This window comes from Brassicibacter thermophilus, assembly GCF_055378355.1.
The window spans coordinates 603,851-623,834 of the sequence record NZ_AP042446.1; the positions used below are offsets into that span (position 1 = coordinate 603,851).

At 31.2% G+C, this 19,984-nt stretch carries 10 protein-coding genes, 1 pseudogene and 1 other annotated feature; all 11 genes and pseudogenes read left to right on the forward strand.

Annotated features, from left to right (window positions below; genetic code table 11):
- The first annotated feature begins 20 nt into the window (after positions 1-20).
- The 11 genes and pseudogenes from ACZ41D_RS02860 to ACZ41D_RS02910 all read left to right on the forward strand — a co-directional run bounded on the left by ACZ41D_RS02860 (position 21) and on the right by ACZ41D_RS02910 (position 19,937).
- Positions 21-2,333 (forward strand): vitamin B12-dependent ribonucleotide reductase, encoded by a 2,313-nt coding sequence (locus tag ACZ41D_RS02860; protein WP_464152406.1) that lies wholly within the window; start codon positions 21-23, stop codon positions 2,331-2,333.
- A gap of 264 nt (positions 2,334-2,597) precedes the next feature.
- A complete protein-coding gene (locus ACZ41D_RS02865) occupies positions 2,598-3,875 on the forward strand; it encodes a uracil-xanthine permease family protein (RefSeq protein ID WP_464152408.1) in 1,278 nt (425 codons plus the stop codon).
- A gap of 283 nt (positions 3,876-4,158) precedes the next feature.
- Positions 4,159-6,297 carry a YcdB/YcdC domain-containing protein gene (locus ACZ41D_RS02870; protein WP_464152409.1) on the forward strand — a complete coding sequence of 713 codons (2,139 nt, stop codon included), beginning with the start codon at positions 4,159-4,161 and terminating at the stop codon, positions 6,295-6,297.
- A 102-nt stretch (positions 6,298-6,399) separates the two neighbouring features.
- A complete protein-coding gene (locus tag ACZ41D_RS02875) occupies positions 6,400-7,638 on the forward strand; it encodes a BaiN/RdsA family NAD(P)/FAD-dependent oxidoreductase (protein ID WP_464152410.1) in 1,239 nt (412 codons plus the stop codon).
- Positions 7,639-8,013: 375 nt separating this feature from the next.
- Positions 8,014-9,245 (forward strand): annotated as a pseudogene (locus ACZ41D_RS02880) (NAD(P)/FAD-dependent oxidoreductase).
- Between the two features lie 61 nt (positions 9,246-9,306).
- Positions 9,307-9,541: a binding site (T-box leader), on the forward strand.
- A gap of 72 nt (positions 9,542-9,613) precedes the next feature.
- Positions 9,614-12,721: an isoleucine--tRNA ligase gene (ileS, locus tag ACZ41D_RS02885; RefSeq protein ID WP_464152411.1), complete on the forward strand. Its 3,108-nt coding sequence runs from the start codon at positions 9,614-9,616 to the stop codon at positions 12,719-12,721.
- Positions 12,722-13,070: 349 nt separating this feature from the next.
- Entirely contained in the window at positions 13,071-15,137 is a 2,067-nt protein-coding gene (gene fusA / locus ACZ41D_RS02890) for an elongation factor G (protein WP_464152412.1), read from the forward strand.
- Between the two features lie 326 nt (positions 15,138-15,463).
- Positions 15,464-15,925: a CtsR family transcriptional regulator gene (locus ACZ41D_RS02895; RefSeq protein ID WP_464152413.1), complete on the forward strand. Its 462-nt coding sequence runs from the start codon at positions 15,464-15,466 to the stop codon at positions 15,923-15,925.
- Positions 15,926-15,940: 15 nt separating this feature from the next.
- Positions 15,941-16,447 carry a UvrB/UvrC motif-containing protein gene (locus ACZ41D_RS02900; protein ID WP_464152414.1) on the forward strand — a complete coding sequence of 169 codons (507 nt, stop codon included), beginning with the start codon at positions 15,941-15,943 and terminating at the stop codon, positions 16,445-16,447.
- 6 nt (positions 16,448-16,453) lie between these two features.
- On the forward strand, positions 16,454-17,491 hold the full coding sequence (locus ACZ41D_RS02905) for a protein arginine kinase (protein WP_464152415.1): 1,038 nt from the start codon (positions 16,454-16,456) through the stop codon (positions 17,489-17,491).
- Between the two features lie 10 nt (positions 17,492-17,501).
- Positions 17,502-19,937 carry an ATP-dependent Clp protease ATP-binding subunit gene (locus tag ACZ41D_RS02910; RefSeq protein ID WP_464152416.1) on the forward strand — a complete coding sequence of 812 codons (2,436 nt, stop codon included), beginning with the start codon at positions 17,502-17,504 and terminating at the stop codon, positions 19,935-19,937.
- Positions 19,938-19,984 lie beyond the last annotated feature (47 nt).

A 19,984-nucleotide genomic window follows, 5' to 3' on the forward strand; every position in this document is an offset into this window, starting at 1 on the left:
TAGTGATTGAGGAGGAAAAAATGATGGAGATTACCCAAAATGCTAAAGTGGTATTGGAAAAGAGGTATCTTGCTAAAGATATTGAAGGAAATGTTATTGAAACTCCAGAAGAAATGTTTAAAAGGGTAGCAAAACATATTGCTAAAGCTGATAAAATTTATGATAAAAATGCTGATATAAATAAAACAGAAGCTGTTTTTTATGATATGATGACCAAATTAGAATTTCTTCCTAATTCTCCTACATTGATGAATGCAGGAAGAGATTTAGGACAGCTATCTGCTTGCTTTGTGCTTCCAATAGAAGATTCTATGGAAGGAATATTTGATGCTATAAAAAATGCAGCTTTAATACATAAGAGCGGTGGAGGTACAGGTTTTAGTTTCTCAAGGTTAAGAGCTAAAGGATCTACAGTAAAATCTACTGGAGGGGTAGCGTCAGGACCTATTAGCTTTATGAAAGTATTTAATTCTGCTACAGAAGCAGTAAAGCAGGGTGGAACTAGAAGAGGAGCTAATATGGGTATATTAAGAGTAGATCACCCTGATATCATGGATTTTATTGGTTGTAAAAAAGATATAAAAGAAATAACTAATTTTAATATAAGTGTCGGACTTACAGAAGCTTTTATGAAGGCAGTAGAAAATAACGAGGATTATGATTTAATAGATCCTCATACTAAAAAAGTTATGGGGAAACTTAATGCTAGAAAAGTTTTTGAATACATAGTTGATATGGCTTGGAGTAGTGGAGAGCCAGGTATTGTATTCTTAGACAGGATGAATAAAGATAATCCTACTCCAGCATTAGGTGAAATAGAGAGTACTAATCCCTGTGGGGAGCAACCCCTGCTTCCATATGAATCATGTAATTTAGGCTCTATTAATTTATCTAAAATGTTAACTAAGGTTGGGGATAAATACGAGGTAGATTATGACAAACTTGGTAAAACTGTTGATAATGCTGTTCACTTTTTAGATAATGTTATAGATGTTAACAAGTACCCACTGAAAAAAATAGCAGAAACTACTAGAGCAACAAGAAAAATTGGGCTTGGAATTATGGGCTTCGCTGACTTGTTATTTTACTTAGGGATACCTTATAACTCTAAAGAAGCAGTTAATATTGCAGAAAAAATAATGAAATTTATAGATGATAGATCAAAAGCAAAATCTATGGAGTTAGCAGAACAAAGGGGAACATTTCCTGCGTATGATAATAGCATATATAAAGAAAAAGGAATTAAAATAAGAAATGCAACAACTACTACTATAGCCCCTACAGGTACTATAAGTATTATAGCCGGAACAAGTAGTGGTATTGAGCCATTGTTTGCTATATCTTTTGTAAGAAATGTTATGGATAATGATAAACTTTTAGAGATTCATCCATATTTTAAAAAAGTAGCTAAAGAAAGAGGATTCTATACTAAAGAACTTATGGAAAGAATTGCTGAAGAAGGTACATTAGCACATATAGAAGAGATACCTGAGGATGTAAAAAGAATATTTGTAACAGCTCACGATATATCACCAGTTTGGCATATAAGAATGCAATCTGCATTTCAAAAATATGTAGACAATGCTGTATCTAAAACAGTTAATTTTAGGAAAGAAGCTACTAAAGAAGATGTCAAGGAAGTGTATGAATTAGCATATAAGCTTGGATGCAAAGGAGTTACGATATATAGAGATGGAAGCAGATATAATCAAGTTTTAAGTACAGGTAAAACAAAAAAAGAAGATAAAAAAGAGCAGACAAATAATAAAATAGTACCTAGACAGAGACCATCAATTACTCAAGGTATGACAGAAAAGGTAAGGGTTGGATGTGGTAATCTTTATATTACTGTAAATTATGATGAAAATGGAATATGTGAAGTATTTACAAATGTAGGAAGAGCAGGCGGTTGTCCTAGTCAAAGTGAAGCAACAAGTAGACTTGTATCTATAGCTTTAAGATCTGGAATGGAAGTGAAGGAAATCATTGAACAGCTAAAAGGGATCAGATGCCATTCAACTTTGAGGCAAAGAGCTACTAAGAAAGATATAAAGGTATTGTCATGCCCAGATGCAATAGGAAAGGCACTTGAAAGAGTTATGAATACTTATGTAGAAGTAAACAATACAAATGTAAATGACATAGCTATGGAAATAGAACAGGAAGATGAAAAACAAGAGATTAGCCAAAATATTATTAATCCAGAAATTGGAGCTAGTATAGATAATTCTGTATATAATGACAGAGGAATATGTCCAGAATGCGGAAGCGTTGTTGAACACGAAGGTGGATGTATGATATGTAGAAACTGTGGGTATTCTAAGTGCGGTTAAATTTTTAAAATATTTTTCTTGATTTTTTAAACAAATAATGTTATAATTCATTCAAGTGTATAAGAAATCTTTAAGTCAGTCCAGAGAGGCTGGCAAGATTTAGTCGTATGTATTAGAAGGATTATTATGACTTCTTGCCAGTTGGCAAGAAGTTTTTTTATGCACAAAAAATATACAGTACCTTTTAAATCGGTCCAGAGAGGCCGAAAAGGGGAGAGTTAAATTTCTCCTTGGTATTGTAAAAAATATAAAGGAGGTTTTTTTATGTCAGAAAATGTATTGAAAGAAAAAAGTATTCATGCACAAAGTGACTTTTTAGTGGGATCAAAAAGAGTGATTTTAGCATTACAACATTTGATAGCGATGTTTGGAGCTACAGTTTTAGTACCAATATTGACAGGATTAGATCCATCAGTAGCACTTTTCTCAGCAGGACTAGGGACAATGATATTTCACTTCGCAACTAAGAAAAAGGTTCCTGTTTTTTTAGGATCATCATTTGCATTCATACCAGTTATTCTTAGCGTAAAAGAATTATATAATGGAGATCTAGCTTATGCTCAAGGTGGAATAATAATAGCTGGACTGTTATATGTAATAGTTTCTTTATTGATTAAGAGCATAGGAGTTGAGAGGATACAGAAATATTTACCTCCACAAGTTGTAGGACCAATGATAATGGTTATAGGGTTAAATCTTATACCTACAGCATATGGAATGGCTTCAGGAAATCTTATGATTGCAGCAATAACATTACTCACTGCTTTAGCAATTACATTGAAAGCTAAGGGATTTGTAAAACAATTATCTATACTCATAGGCGTAATAGTAGGATATACTGTAGCATTAAGTGTTGGATTGGTAGATACAGCAGCAATAAGTCAAGCTAAGTTTATATCAGTACCGGGATTTACATTACCAAAATTTGATTTAGGAGCTATAGCAATTATAGCACCAGTAGTATTAGCGGTATTTATGGAGCATATTGGAGATATAACTACCAACGGACAGGTAGTAGGAAAGAATTTCATAGAAGATCCAGGACTAAATCGTACTTTATTAGGAGATGGCCTTGCAACAATGGTTGCTGGTTTCTTAGGAGGTCCTGCAAATACAACATATGGAGAAAATACTGGAGTACTTGCAATAACTAAAAACTATGACCCTTCAATATTAAGACTTGCAGCAGTATTTGCAATGCTTTTGGGATTTGTATCTAAAATAGGGGTATTTTTAAATACAATACCAACTCCAGTAATGGGTGGAATAAGTCTGATGTTATTTAGTATGATATCCTTAATAGGGGTTAAAACTATAAAAAATAATAATGTAAAATTTGATGTTAAAAACATAATAGTTATGGCAGCTATACTGATATTAGGCTTAGGTTCATCATATATAGAAAAAAGGTTAGGAATAATAATAGGAATACCAGTTACAGAAACTGTAGCAATCAAAGGACTTAGTTTCGCTGCAATAGTAGGAGTTGTATTAAATGCAGTATTAAACAGAGGGAAAATACAAGAAAAGAAAGTAGCATAAAAGATAAAAGTTTGTATAATTTTTCAGATAAAGCATACTGATGATAGTAGTCAGTGTGCTTTTATTTTATTAAAAAATTAAGGAACATTTTTTAAAAGTTATCGTCTTATTATATAAAGGACTTAAAGTTTGAGTATATGTATATAGAGATAAAAGTTCTAATTTTAGAACAAGCTGCCATAAAGGTATATAATTCAAGGTGTGATAATTTAGCTTTTGAAGGTATTTGTCTATACATATTATTCAATTTTCTTAATTTTAAAAATAAGGAGGAGTGTAAATCATGAAGAAAACAGTCTCGATAATTTTGTCTTTAATGCTTGTTATAAGTATATTTACCCCTAGTTTTGCAAAAGCTGAACAGGATGAAGAACTAAAAGAAATTATAGTGAAAGTAAAGGAATTACTAAACATAAGAGAAGAATATGACAAGTTTGAATATGACATAAGGGAATACGGTGGAGAAAAACAATATAACCTTAGATGGAGTGATAGCCAAGGTGAATTAGGAGAAATATATGTAAATGTAGACTCTGACGGGATAATAACTAGTTATAGCCATTATATTTACAATGAAGAAGTACCAATTACATTTCAAAATAAAATAAGCAGAGAAGAAGCAAAGGAAATAGCTGATAAATTTATTGAAAAAATAATACCTGATTATTTAGACCATTTGTATTATGAAAAAGATAACTATCCAGAAAGTATTTATAGCAATGATTATGATATAACATATGTAAGGAGAGAAAATGGTGTAGATTTTCCAAATAATTATGTCAGTATTAGCATAGATAAATATTCAAAAAATGTTAGAAGGTATTATCTTAATTGGGATAAAGATGTGACATTTTTAGGTACAAATAATATTTTATCATTAGATGAAGCCAAAGAAATATATTCAAGTGAATTAGGGTTAGACCTTGTTTATAAGTATAAATGGGAGAAAGATAAAGTAGAACCTTACCTTGTATATTCAAATATTAAGCCTGGAGTTATTAATGCTAAAACTGGGAAGATAATAAATGAATATTATCCTATATATTTCAGGGAGCAAGAAGTAAAAATAGAAGATGGTGATACAAATGCATATAGCTATGAAGAAATACTTACAGAAGCAGAAATTGAAGCCATAGAAAATATTAAAGAAATGCTTTCAAAAGAAAAAGCTGAAGAAATGGCTAGGGAGAAACTAAATATAGGCCAAGACTTAAAAATTAATTATTCTAGATTGTATAAAGATAGACTAAATAATGAAGATTTTATTTGGGACATAAACTTTAAAAACGAAGATGAAGAAAATTATCAATCAGCTACAGTTAGATTAGATGCTAAAACGGGAGAAATAAAATATTTTTATAAATCCACTTCTTTTGAAAAAGACGACGTAGCAAAGTATGATGAACAACAAAGCCTTAAAATAGCAGAAGATTTTATAAAAGAATATCAACCTGATAAATTTGATATGGTAGAAAGATTAGTTTTAAGAAAACCAGTTATTTATTTAAATGATACCGAACAAAAATTACCTTTAACACAGAGCTTTAATTTTGTTAGGAAAGTAAATGGAGCTTATGTACTTGAAGATGGATTTGATATAACAGTAAATGCAGTAACTGGCGAGGTAACTAGATATCAATGCAAGTGGTATAAAGGGGAATTCCCATCTGCTGATGATATAATTTCAAGGGATAAGGCTCATGAGATTATATTTGAAAAAGCAGGTATGAATTTGATGTATATATATGATTATGAAAAGAAGGAAGGATCGTATGAAACTTCAACTGATAATCAAAGACAAACTAAGCTTATATACACAATGGGGAAATATGTACCATTAAATGTTGACCCAAGAACAGGTAATATATTAAAAAATAATGGAGAAATTTTCATTGACGAGAGAATTGTTGAATATACAGATATAGAATGTAGTATTGCTGAAAAAGAAATACAAGAATTAGCAAAGTACGGTATTTCTCTTCCTACAAAAGAATTTAAACCAAGAGAATATATAACACAAAGGGAGTTTTTATACTTACTAACAAAAGCCACATATCCATATAGAGATATACCATTCTTAGAAGATGGTTCATATGATGATGATTTATATGAATATATTATTGATAGAGGGATTATTAAAGAAGAGGAAAAAAATCCAGACTCTACAGTTAAAAAAGAGGATGCACTTGTATTTATCGTAAGAGCATTAGGATATGATGAATTGGCATCGATAAAAGATATATACATAGTACCTGTTAAAGATGCTGATAAGATATCTCCTGAAAAACTAGGAAGTGTAGCTATTTCGTATGGACTAGGAATAGTAAGTGCAGACAATGGATTACTAAATCCACTTGACAAAATTAAAAAGGAAGAAGCTGCCTTGATGATATATAATTTTTTAAATGTTTTGGTAAGATAAGATATTTTGCATAATCTTTTATTCATATGGGAAAATTGATATAATAAAAAAGTCTTCTATATTATATAAGAAGACTTTTAATTTTTAAAGAGGAGTTTTATTATGGCAAAGAAAACAAAAGTAATTATTGTAGGTGGAGGAGCTTCAGGGCTTATAGCTGCTATTTCAGCTAAGGAAGCAGGAGCAGAGCCTATTATATTAGAAAGAAATTCACGGGTAGGAAAAAAGATATTAGCTACTGGAAATGGAAGGTGCAATTTTACCAATATATTTGGTGAAGAAGTTGAATACTATAATGGCAAAAATCCAAAGTTTATATACAGTGTATTTTCTCAGTTTGGAGTTAAAGATACTATAGACTTTTTTGAAAGGCTAGGCATAGCTCATAAGGTAGAGAACCAAGGCAAAGTTTTTCCTATGTCAGATCAGGCTTCAAGTGTGTTAGATGTATTATTATATAAATTAGATGATTTAGGGATAACTAGAATATGTAATGCATATGTCAAGGATATAAAAAAAGTTAGAAATATATTTGAAGTAAAAGTAGAAGATGGTAGGATATTTAAAGGAGATAAAGTTATATTGACTACAGGCGGTAAGGCCAAACCTTCAACTGGCTCAGATGGAAATGGATTTGAGCTCGCTAAAAAGTTTGGACATAGCATAATTGATATTTTTCCAGGTTTAGTAAAATTAAAATTAGAAGGAGATTTTTTTAAACAGATACAGGGTGTCAAATTCGTTGGAGAAGTAGAATTGTTAAATAATAATAAAAGTATAAGAAAAGATAAAGGGGATATACTTTTTACTAACTATGGAATATCAGGTCCTCCAATACTACAGATAAGCAGGAAAGCTGTAGAGCTACTAAACAAAGGACAGAAACCTATATTAAAGGTGAGTATGATAACTACAAAAAGTGAAAATGAACTTTACGAGTATTTAATCAAAAGGTTTGATATAATGCCTAATAGACAAATTAACTTAAGCCTAGTAGGATTGATAAATAAAAGAATGATTAATGTGGTATTAAGAGAGTCTGGTATAAATGATATCAAATGTAGTGTTTCTCAAATTTCTAAAAAGGATATAAGAAAGATTGCTAAACTCTTGACTGACTGGAGATTTACTATAAAAGGAAGTAAGTCTTGGCCTGATGCACAGATTACTGCTGGAGGAGTAAATACTAAAGAAATAAATCAAAATACATTAGAATCAAAAAAGGTTAATGGACTATATTTTGCTGGTGAAATTATTGATATTGATGGGCAATGTGGAGGTTTTAATCTTCAATGGGCATGGTCATCAGGATATGTAGCAGGGAAAAATGCAGCAATATAACATAAAGATAAGTTTTTAGGAGGAGTAATTGTGCTTAGAATTTCAAATATAAGACTTTCGTTAAATGATGAAGAAAGCGAGTTAGAGAGAAAAATAATTAAAAAATTAAGAATTAAAAAGGAAGATTTAAAAGGGTATACTATACACAAAAAATCAATAGATGCTAGAAGAAAGGATGACATAAATTTTAATTATACTGTAGATGTAGATATTAGAAATGAAGAAGTAGTATTGCGTAAAATTAAAAATGGGGTTACTAATGTTAAAGATACGAAATATGAGTTTCCTAAGCCAAAAAATAAAAATATAAAATATCGTCCTATAATTGTAGGTACTGGTTCTTCCGGTTTATTTTCAGGGTTAATGCTTTCAAGGATGGGATATGGACCTATTTTACTTGAAAGAGGTGATGATGTAGATACAAGGACGAAAAAAGTAAATAAATTTTGGACAAACGGGAAGTTAGACACTGAAAGCAATGTTCAATTTGGTGAGGGAGGTGCAGGTACATTTTCTGATGGTAAACTCACTACTCTTATAAACGATAAAAGATGTAGATTTGTTTTGGAAGAATTTGTAAAGGCAGGGGCACCTTCGGAAATAATTTATACAAATAAGCCTCATATTGGGACGGATATTCTAAAGGAAGTAGTTAAGAATATAAGAAATGAGATAATCAAAAACGGTGGAGAAGTTAGATTTAATTCAAAAGTTACAGACTTTATAATAAAAGATAATAAAATTCAAGGCTTAGTTATTAATGATTCAGAAGAAATAAGGACAGATAAAGTTTTACTTGGGATAGGACACAGTGCTAGAGATACATTTGATTTGTTATATAAAAAAGGAGTTAATATAATTCAGAAGCCTTTTTCAATAGGGGTAAGAATTGAGCATTCTCAAGAATTTATTAATATAGCTCAGTATGGCAAATATTACAAACATGATAAACTAGGGGCAGCTGATTATAAACTTTCATATCATTCAAAGAATGGAAGATCTGCTTATACTTTTTGTATGTGTCCTGGGGGATATGTAGTAGCAGCAGCATCAGAAAAAATAGAATAGCGGTAAATGGGATGAGTGAATATAAAAGAGATGGCAAAAATGCTAATTCTGCTTTACTTGTTGGGGTTAATCCAGAAGATTATGGCAGTAATCATCCTCTTGCAGGAGTTGAATTTCAAAGAAAGTGGGAGGAACTAGCTTTTAAACTAGGAGGAAATAATTATTTTGCTCCTGTACAGTTAGTTGGAGATTTTTTAAATGATAGAGTAAGCACCAAATTTGGTAAAGTAGAACCAACTTATAAACCGGGTGTAGTTTTTGCTGATTTGAGAGATTGTTTGCCAAGTTATGTTGTTGAAACTATAAAGGAAGCTATATTGTATTTTGATAAAAAGATTAGAGGTTTCAAAGATTATGAAGCGATTATGACAGGAGTTGAAACAAGAAGTTCCTCACCCATAAGAATCAAAAGAGATGATTCATTCCAATCCAATATTAGAGGATTATATCCTATGGGAGAAGGTGCAGGATATGCAGGAGGTATAATGTCTTCTGCAGTTGATGGAATACGAGTGGCTGAAAAGATTTATGAACTTTAAAAGCATAAAATTTACTTGACAAAAAAGTGTAGTTTGATATACTAATACTCAAAATGTAATAGTAATGGCTATGACGAGGACAGTAGTAAGGGAAGGTAGTTTACAGAGAAATAATCATTTTGGTGAGAGATTATAATGAGCTCCCTTATGAAAATCACCTTTGAGCTGGAAACCTGAAATTTTTAGTAGGGTTTCTCGTATACTTGCGTTAAAGTATAATGAGTGATAGGATAATATTCTATTTAATTAGATTTATCCTATAATTTGGGTGGTAACGCGGTAAATTCGTCCCTAAGTCTTTTGGCTTAGGGTTTTTATTTACAAGAGAATAATTTTTGAACAATACTTAAAAGAGGAAGGGTGAAAACATGGCAAAATTTCAAGAGCTTTCAAAGTTACCGGTATGTGAAAGAGAAAAAGAGATATCAAAATATTGGGACGATATTGACCTTTTGAAGAAAAGTGTAGAAATTCGGGAAGGAAATAAACCATTTATTTTTTATGAAGGACCTCCAACAGCAAATGGTAGACCTGGTATACACCACGTTATTTCAAGAACATTAAAAGACTCTGTATGCAGATATAAGACTATGAAAGGCTACAAAGTAGAAAGAAAAGCAGGATGGGATACTCATGGTCTTCCTGTAGAAATTGAAGTAGAGAAAAAATTAAGTTTAAAAGATAAGCAAGATATTGAAAACTATGGTATTGAGGAATTTAATAAAAAATGTAAGGAATCTGTATTTGAATATGAAGGATTATGGAGAGAAATGACTAAGAGGATGGCTTATCTAATAGACTTAGATAATCCTTATATTACTCTCGATAATGATTACATTGAAACAGTATGGTGGCTTTTAGACAAATTTAATAAAGAAGGCTTGATGTACGAAGGACATAAGATTCTCCCTTATTGTTCAAGATGTGGTACAGGACTTGCTTCTCATGAGGTAGCACAGGGCTATGAAGAGATAAAGACTGATACAGTTATAGTTAAGTTTAAGCTTAAAGATAAGGACGAATATTTCCTTGTATGGACAACTACTCCGTGGACATTGGCTTCAAATGTAAGTATTACTGTAAATCCTGAAGCAACTTATTTAAGAGTTAAATCAGAAGATGGAGAAGTATATTATGTAGAAAAGACACTAGCTTCAAAAGTAATAGAAGGTGAATTTGAAGTTTTAGAAGAATTAAAAGGTAAAGACATGGAGTATATGGAATATGAACAGATTATGCCTTTTATAAAAACTGATAAAAAGGCGTTTTTCGTTACTTTAGCTGATTATGTTACTACTGAAGACGGTACAGGATTAGTCCATACTGCACCTGCATTTGGTGAAGATGACTACAATACTGGAAGGAGATATGATTTACCTGTTCTTCAACCTGTTGATGATAAGGGGAAATATACTGATACACCTTGGAAGGGTATGTTTGTAATGGACGCAGACCCAGAGATAATTAAATGGTTAAGAGAAAATGGCAAGCTTTATAAAAAACAAAGAATAGGTCACAACTACCCTCACTGCTGGAGATGCCATACTCCATTATTATATTATGCTAAACCAAGCTGGTACATTAAGATGACTGAGCTTAAGGATAAGCTTATCGAGAATAATAATAGTGTTGAATGGTATCCAGATTATGTAGGAGAAAAAAGATTTGGTAATTGGCTTGAAAATCTAAATGATTGGGCTATTTCAAGGAGCAGATATTGGGGAACTCCTTTAAATATTTGGAGATGTCAATGTGGGCATACTGAAAGTGTAGGTTCGAGAAAAGAGCTTGTCGAAAAAGCAATAGAAGATATAGATGAAAACATTGAATTACACAGACCATATGTTGATAATGTTCATATAAAATGTCCAAAATGTGGTGGGACAATGACTAGAGTTAAGGATGTAATTGATTGTTGGTTTGATAGTGGTTCAATGCCATTTGCACAACATCATTATCCTTTTGAAAATAAAGAAAATTTCTTTGAAGAACTATTCCCTGCAGACTTTATTTGTGAAGGAATAGATCAAACAAGAGGATGGTTTTACTCATTACTTGCTATATCAACATTTGTAGCAGGCAAATCACCATATAAAAGAGTTTTAGTAAATGCTCATATTTTAGACAAAAATGGTAGAAAAATGTCTAAATCTAAAGGGAATACTGTAGACCCATTTGATTTGTTCGACAGGTATGGAGCAGACGCTTTAAGATGGTATTTACTTTATGTGTCTCCACCTTGGACTCCAACTAGATTTGATGAAGACGGACTTAGGGAAGTTCAAAGTAAATTCTTTAGAACTATAGAAAATGTTTATAATTTCTTTACCCTATATGCAAATACTGATGATATAGACCCAAGAGAGTTTGATGTTGATTATAAAGACAGGACAGAGTTAGACAGATGGATTATTTCAAAATATAATAATCTTTTGAAGGCTGTAGAAGAAGATTTAAATGTTTACGACTTGACTAGAGTTATAAGAAGGATACAAGAGTTTATTAATGAAGATTTGTCCAACTGGTATATTAGACGTTCACGTAGACGTTTTTGGGCTACTGAACTTACTGAAGATAAAAAAGCTGTATATAAGACTACTTATGAGATTTTGAAAGGTTTATCACAGATTATTGCTCCATTTGCACCTTATATATCAGAGGAGATTTATAGAAAATTAACAGGAGAAGTTTCAGTTCATTTAAGTGAATATCCAGTATTCAACGAAGATATGATAGATAATAAACTTGAAGAGAAAATGGACTTAGTTAGAGATTTAGTTACACTTGGAAGGGCATCTAGAGAATCTGTAAGGATAAAGGTGCGTCAGCCAATTAGTGAAGTATTGATAGATGGAAAATATGAAGAGCTTATTTCTGATTTGGTTCCATTAATAAAAGAAGAATTAAATGTTAAAAAGGTAATTTTTGAGGACAATTTAAATCAGTTTATGAATTTTTCATTAAAGCCAAACTTCAAAGTTGCTGGGCCTGTTCTTGGACCAAAAGTAAAGACTTTTGCTAAAGTGCTTTCTAATCTTGATTCTTCTGAAGTAGCACCTAAATTGGAGAACGGAGAAACTATTACAGTTAACCTCGATGGAGAAGACTTTGAAGTTACTAAAGATTATGTTTCTATAAACATATCAGCTAAAGAAGGATTTAATGTTGCTATGGAAAACAATTTGTTTGTAATCTTAGATACAAACCTTACAAAAGAACTTTTAGATGAAGGATATGCTAGAGAATTTATATCTAAGGTTCAGCAGATGAGGAAAAATAACGGATATCAAATGATGGATAATATAAAAATATATTACGATGGAGACGAAGAGATAGCAAATGCCGTAGAAGTGCATAAAGATTATATCATGAAAGAGACATTAGCTATAAGTATAGAGAAAGTATCAGGTCCAGACTTTGAAAAGCAAGATTTAAACGGACATGAAACTGGCATAAAATTAGAAAAAGTAATGTAAAAAAAGAAAGGTATATCTTTATTTATAAGGTATACCTTTTTAAATATGCAATTTTCTTTTTTTTATATAAAAAACATTTGGATTAAAGAGAATTTTATGATATATTTGTAAATAAGGAAATTCTATTTAATTTTTGTGAAAACGATTTTTTAATTTAACATTATAAATAACGCTTTTTTTGAATATAATAAAACAATGAAATATTTTCTATGAATGTTAAAAACCAGTATTATTTTTTACTATGTATATATACAATATTTTGTAAAGGAATTTATAAAATATTGTAGAATAAATTAGTATAAAAGATAAAAGCCAGAAAAAATATAAAGCTAGGCAAGGGGGAAAATATATGAAAGAATATCAAACAAATCAAATCAGAAACATAGCATTCTTAGGACATGGCAGCTGCGGAAAAACTAGTTTAACAGAATCTATTTTACTTAAGGCAGGAATTATTAAAAGAAAAGGGAAAATCGAAGAAGGGAACACAGTTTCTGACTACAGTAAAGAAGAAAACAATAGACAGTTTTCTATAAGTACATCATTAATTCCTATAGAATGGAAAAAATCTAAAATTAATATTTTAGATACACCAGGATATTTTGACTTTGTAGGAGAAGTTTATGGGGCATTAAGAGTAGCTGACGGAGCTGTTTTAATGGTTGATGGTTCTTCTGGAGTTGAAGTAGGTACAGAAAAGTCATGGAAATATTTGAATGAAAGAAACATTCCAACATTAATATTTGTAAATAAAATGGATAAAGAAAATATTAACTATGAAAAACTGATTAATGATTTGAAAGATAAATTTGGAAATAAGGTAGTTCCTTTTGCTTTACCTATTGGCAAAGATGAAAATTTTAAAGGATTTGTTGATATAGTTACTATGAAAGGAAAAGAGTATAGTGGTAAAGATGTAAAAGATATTGATATACCCCAAGATTTAGCAGAAAATGCACAGACATTAAGAGAACAATTAATAGAATCAGTAGCAGAAACAGATGAAGAGTTAATGGAAAAATTTTTTGAAGGAGAAGAATTTACTCCGGAAGAAATACAAAAAGGTTTAAGAAAAGGAATATTAGAAGGCGATTTAGTGCCAGTGATATTAGGCTCTGCACTTAAGGATATCGGTATAGACGTTCTTCTTGATATGATGTTAAATTATCTACCTTCTCCATTAGATAGAGGTAAATTTGAAGGATTTAAACCTGGTACTACTGATAAAATAGAAAGAAAGTGTAGTATTGAAGAACCATTTTCAGGTTTTGTTTTCAAAACAATAGTAGACCCATTTGTTGGTAAAATATCGCTCTTTAAGGTTTGCTCAGGTAGCTTATCAAAAGATGATGACATTTACAATTCCAATAAGGATGAAAATGAAAAGAATGGGGGGTTATTCTTCCTAAGAGGGAAAAATCAAATAGAAGTTAATAAAATAGTAGCAGGAGATATTGGTGCTATAGCTAAACTACAATACACAGAAACTGGTGATACTTTATGTGCTAAGGATGCGCCTATATGTTACGAACCTATTAAATACCCTGAACCATGTTTATTTATGGCAGTTGAACCAAAATCAAAAGGTGACGAAGAAAAGATGAGTTCATCTCTTCATAGATTAACTGATGAAGACCCAACTTTTATTGTTGAAAGAAATAATGAAACTAAGCAATTACTTTTAGGCGGTCAGGGAAATATGCACCTTACTATTATAGCAAGTAAGCTTAAGAGTATATTTGGTGTTGATGTTAAAATGTCGGATCCTAAGGTAGCTTATAGGGAAACAATTAAAGGTACATCAAGTGTTCAAGGTAAACATAAAAAACAATCAGGTGGAGCAGGCCAATATGGGGACGTTCATATTAGATTTGAACCTTGTGAAGAAGATTTTGTTTTTGAAGAGGAAGTTTTTGGTGGAGCAGTACCAAAGCAGTATTTCCCAGCAGTAGAAAAGGGACTAAGAGAGTGTATGGAAAAGGGAGTTTTAGCTGGATATCCAGTTGTGAATGTGAAAGCTACGTTATTTGATGGTTCTTATCACCCTGTTGATTCAAATGAAATGGCATTTAAAATAGCAGCTTCAATAGCATTTAAAAAAGGCATGGAGGCTGCCAAACCAGTTCTTTTAGAGCCTATAATGAGTGTGGAGATTTTAGTGCCAGAAGATTATATGGGAGATATCATGGGAGATATGAATAAGAGAAGAGGAAGAATACTTGGCATGGAAAAACAACCTGACGGGCAACAATTGATTAAAGCAGAAGCTCCTCAGGCAGAAATGTTTAAGTACGCTATAGATTTAAAATCTATGACTCAAGCAAGAGGAAGCTTTAAGATGAAATTTGCAAGATATGAAGAGGTACCTGCAAATATAAGTGAAAAGATAATTGAAGAATCTAAAAATGAAGAGTAGATTTTAGAGGAGAGGTAATTATTTACTTCTCCTTTTTATTTATTTAGATTTCATAATAAATTTAATCAAAAGTCAAAAAAACGGAGTTAGAAAATTTATAACTTGCAGAAATTTGACTCTATAGTAATTATGCAATTCTCTCAACGTATAAAACTTATGAAATACTTAGCAAAACTTAGAAAAACAAATTAAAACTTTATTAATCGTAAATAATCCTAAATTATTGATAAATAATAGTATAATTAGACATTGAAAAAACATGTGATATAATTGAAAATAAAGATGAAGGACAAAGAAAGTCAAAGTCAATATGATGGAGTGATAACATGTCAGCATTAAGTAACATAATAGAAGAATTTATAAAAAATCTTATTAGTGATGCAGAAGATGGAACAGTGGAGATACAAAGAAATGAACTAGCACAGTATTTTAACTGTGCACCATCTCAAATAAACTATGTTTTAACAACTAGGTTTACTTCTTATAAAGGATATTATGTTGAGAGTAGAAGAGGTGGAGGGGGATATATAAAAATAGTAAAAGTTAATTTAAATGATGGTGAATATATAAAGGATGAGGTATTTAAGTGTATTGGAGACTCTATATCTAAGGCAAAAGCATATAGTATTATCGAAGGATTTTTAGATGAAAATATAGTAACAGAAAGAGAGGCAAACTTAATGAAAATTGCTCTCAGCGATAGGTCATTAAGTGGTGAAGTAGCAGATAGGGGAAAGATTAGAGCTAGTATATTAAAAAATATGATATTGGCTTTGGTAAAAGAATAGTTAGGAGGTAAAATGATGCTTTGTGAAGATTGTGGGAAAAATCAAGCTACTGTACATTTTACGAAAATAATAAATGGTAAAGTAATAGAGCTACACTTATGTGAAAGTTGTGCAGCTAAACATAAAGAATTTGAAATTAACCCTTCTTTTTCTTTTCATAAATTTTTAACAGGTTTGTTGGATAATATGCAGGAAGGACAGGTGCCTATTAGTTTTGAACAAGAAATAAAATGTGATAGTTGTGGGATGACTTATGATAGATTCAAACAAATTGGCAAGTTTGGATGTAGTAATTGTTATGAATCGTTTAGAAAAAAATTAACTCTTCTGTTTAGACAAATACATGGTCATGATACCCATGTTGGAAAAGTACCTAAAAGAGCAGGAGGAAAATTAAGTGTTAGAAGAGAGATAGAAAGATTAAAGAGTGAATTAGATGCAAAAGTACAAGCAGAGGAATTTGAACAAGCAGCAGTTATAAGAGATAAAATTAAGGAATTACAAAATAAGATTAATGAATGATTGGTGGTGAGAAAATTGGCAAAATGGTTAATTGGAGAAGGAAGAGAAAAAGATATAGTAATTAGTAGTAGAATAAGGCTTGCAAGAAATATATCTAATAAAAAATTTCCTCAGTTTGTAACTGATGAAGAAGGAAGAGAGATTATTAATATTGTAAATAGTTCATTAAGACAAAGCAAAAGTTTTCTATTACAGGATTTTAATTTCTATGATTTAAGCATTATGTCTCCATTAAATAGAACTGTATTTATTGAGAACCACCTTATAAGCCCAAGGCTTACTAAAAGACCACAAATAAGTGGTTTTTGGTTAAAAAATGATGAAAAAGTAACTGTCATGATAAATGAAGAAGATCACATAAGGATACAAGTTATTTTGCCAGGATTAAATATGGAAAAAGGATGGGATATATGTAGTGAAGTAGATGACGAAATAGAAGCTAATCTTAATTATGCTTTTGATGAAGAATTTGGTTATCTAACTTCTTGTCCCACTAATGTAGGTACTGGATTAAGGGCTTCTGTAATGGTGCATTTGCCATGTTTTGTTATGACAGGCAACATAAACACAGTTTTACAGGCGGTTAACCAAGTAGGACTTACAGTAAGAGGACTGTATGGAGAAGGAACAGAAGCTATGGGAAATATATTTCAAATATCAAATCAAGTAACTTTGGGGGATACAGAAGAAAATATTATCAAAAAATTAAATAATGTTGTAATGCAGATTATAGCTAAGGAAAGAGATTTAAGAAAAATTCTTTTGGACAAAAGAAGTATTGAGATTGAAGACAAGGTTTACAGATCTTTTGGTATTTTGAAAAATTCAAGAATAATTTCGTCTAAGGAAGCTATGAAATTGTTATCTAATGTAAGAATGGGTATAGTAATGGGTATTATAAAAGATGTAGATATAAATATCATTGATAATTTGATGATTGATAGTCAGCCAGCAAGTTTACAAAAAAGATATAATAAAGAACTATCTGCAAGAGAGAGGGATATAAAGAGAGCTGAGATGATCAGACAGAATATTACAGGTTAGGAGTGATAATATGGCTATGTTTGGTAGATTTACTGAAAAAGCACAGAAGGCTATACTGTTGGCACAAGAAGAAGCAAAAGGATTAAAACATAATTATGTTGGGACAGAACATCTATTATTGGGGCTTTTAAGAGAAGCTGACGGTGTTGCAGCAAAGGTTTTAAATAATGTTGGTGTGGATATAAATAAAGCAAGGCAACAAGTTATAAATGCTATAGGTTATGGTAGTTATGTAACAGATGTACTTGGATTTACTCCTAGAACTAAAAGGGTATTTGAACTAAGTCTAATTGAAGCAAGAAATCTGGGACATAATTACATTGGAACAGAACATATACTTTTAGCACTTATGCAGGAAGGAGAAGGAGTAGCTGCAATTATTTTAAAGAGTTTGGGTGTAGATTTCAATAAAGTTAGAGAAGACATAATAAATATGCTGAATGATGGGTATAACAAAGGAAATCAAGGCCATTACAATAGCAAGGGTTCAACTAGTACACCAAATCTCGATAAGTACGGAAGAGATTTAAATAGGATGGCAATAGAAGGGAAAATTGATCCGGTAATTGGAAGAAGTAAGGAAATAGAGAGGGTAATACAGATTTTAAGTAGAAGAACAAAAAATAATCCTTGCTTAGTGGGTGAACCTGGAGTGGGTAAAACAGCTATAGCAGAGGGATTGGCACAAAAGATAGTTGAAGGGGAAGTACCTGAAATAATTAAAGATAAGAGAGTAGTAACATTAGATTTGTCTTCTATGTTAGCAGGAGCAAAGTATAGAGGAGAATTTGAAGAAAGATTAAAAGCAGTTATTGAAGAAATAATTAAGGCTAAAAGTATAATACTTTTTATAGATGAGCTTCACACTATAGTAGGTGCTGGTGCTGCTGAAGGTGCAATAGATGCATCTAATATACTTAAACCTGCATTGGCTAGAGGTGATTTACAAGTAATAGGGGCAACAACATTAGATGAGTATAGAAAGTATATTGAAAAAGATTCAGCTCTTGAAAGAAGATTTCAACCAATTATGGTTGATGAACCTTCTATAGAAGATACTATAAAAATACTAGAGGGGTTAAGAGATAAATATGAAGCACATCATAGAGTAAAAATAACCGATGAAGCATTAAACGCTGCTGCTGAATTGTCTACTAGATATATTACTGATAGATTTTTACCAGATAAGGCTATAGATTTGATAGATGAGGCAGCTTCAAGGGTAAGACTTAAGTCAATAACTGCACCAGCTGATTTAAAGGATGTAGAAGATAGATTAGAAGAATTATCCCAAGAAAAAGAAGAAGCAATTAATACTCAAAATTATGAAAAAGCTGCAAAAATCAGAGATGAAGAGAAAAAGCTGAAAGATGAACTAGAGAGAAGAAAAGAAGAATGGAAGCAGAAGAAACAGTCAATTTCTACAGAAGTTGGGTATGATGAAATTGCACATGTTGTTTCAACATGGACTGGGATTCCTGTAAATAAGCTTACTGTAGAAGAAAGCGAAAGGCTACTTAATTTAGAAAAAATTCTTCATAAAAAAGTAGTTGGGCAGGACCAAGCAGTGACTGCTATTTCGAATGCTATAAGAAGAGCAAGAGTTGGATTAAAAGACCCAAATAAGCCAGTAGGTACATTTATATTTGTTGGACCTACAGGTGTTGGTAAGACATATTTGACCAAAGCTTTAGCTGAAGCTCTCTTTGGCGATGAAAATGCAGTAATTAGGCTAGATATGTCAGAATATATGGAAAAACATTCTGTGTCTAAATTAATTGGGTCACCACCAGGATATGTAGGATATGATGAAGGAGGACAATTAACGGAAAAAGTTAGGCGCAAACCGTATTCGGTAATACTTATGGATGAAATTGAGAAAGCTCATCCTGATGTATTCAATGTATTATTACAATTGTTAGATGATGGTAGGCTTACAGATTCTAAAGGAAGAACTGTGGATTTTAAAAATACTGTAATTGTTATGACATCTAATGTAGGTGCTAATACTATTAAAAAGCAAAAAACTTTAGGTTTTACAGCACAAGCTAATGAAGAAAAAGCTGAATATGAAAAAATGAAAGAAAATATTACAGATGAATTAAAAAAGACCTTCAGGCCTGAATTTTTAAATAGGATAGATGAAGTTATAGTATTCCACGCATTAAACGAAGAACATATTAAGGAAATTGTAGGTATTATGATAAAGGATTTAGAAAAGAGACTAGAGAAGTTAAATATAAATATTAGTGTTACAGATAAAGCTAAAGACTACATTGCTAAAAAAGGATTTGATCCAACATTTGGAGCAAGACCTTTAGAAAGAGCAATCAAAAAGCTAATTGAAGATCAATTGTCAGAGGAGATTTTAAAAGGAAATGTATCAAAAGATGATAATATAGCTGTTGATTGCGATAATAATAAATTGGTATTTAATAAGTATTAATAGTAGATAGATAAAAAACATTAACAAATCCTTGTATGAAATATAAG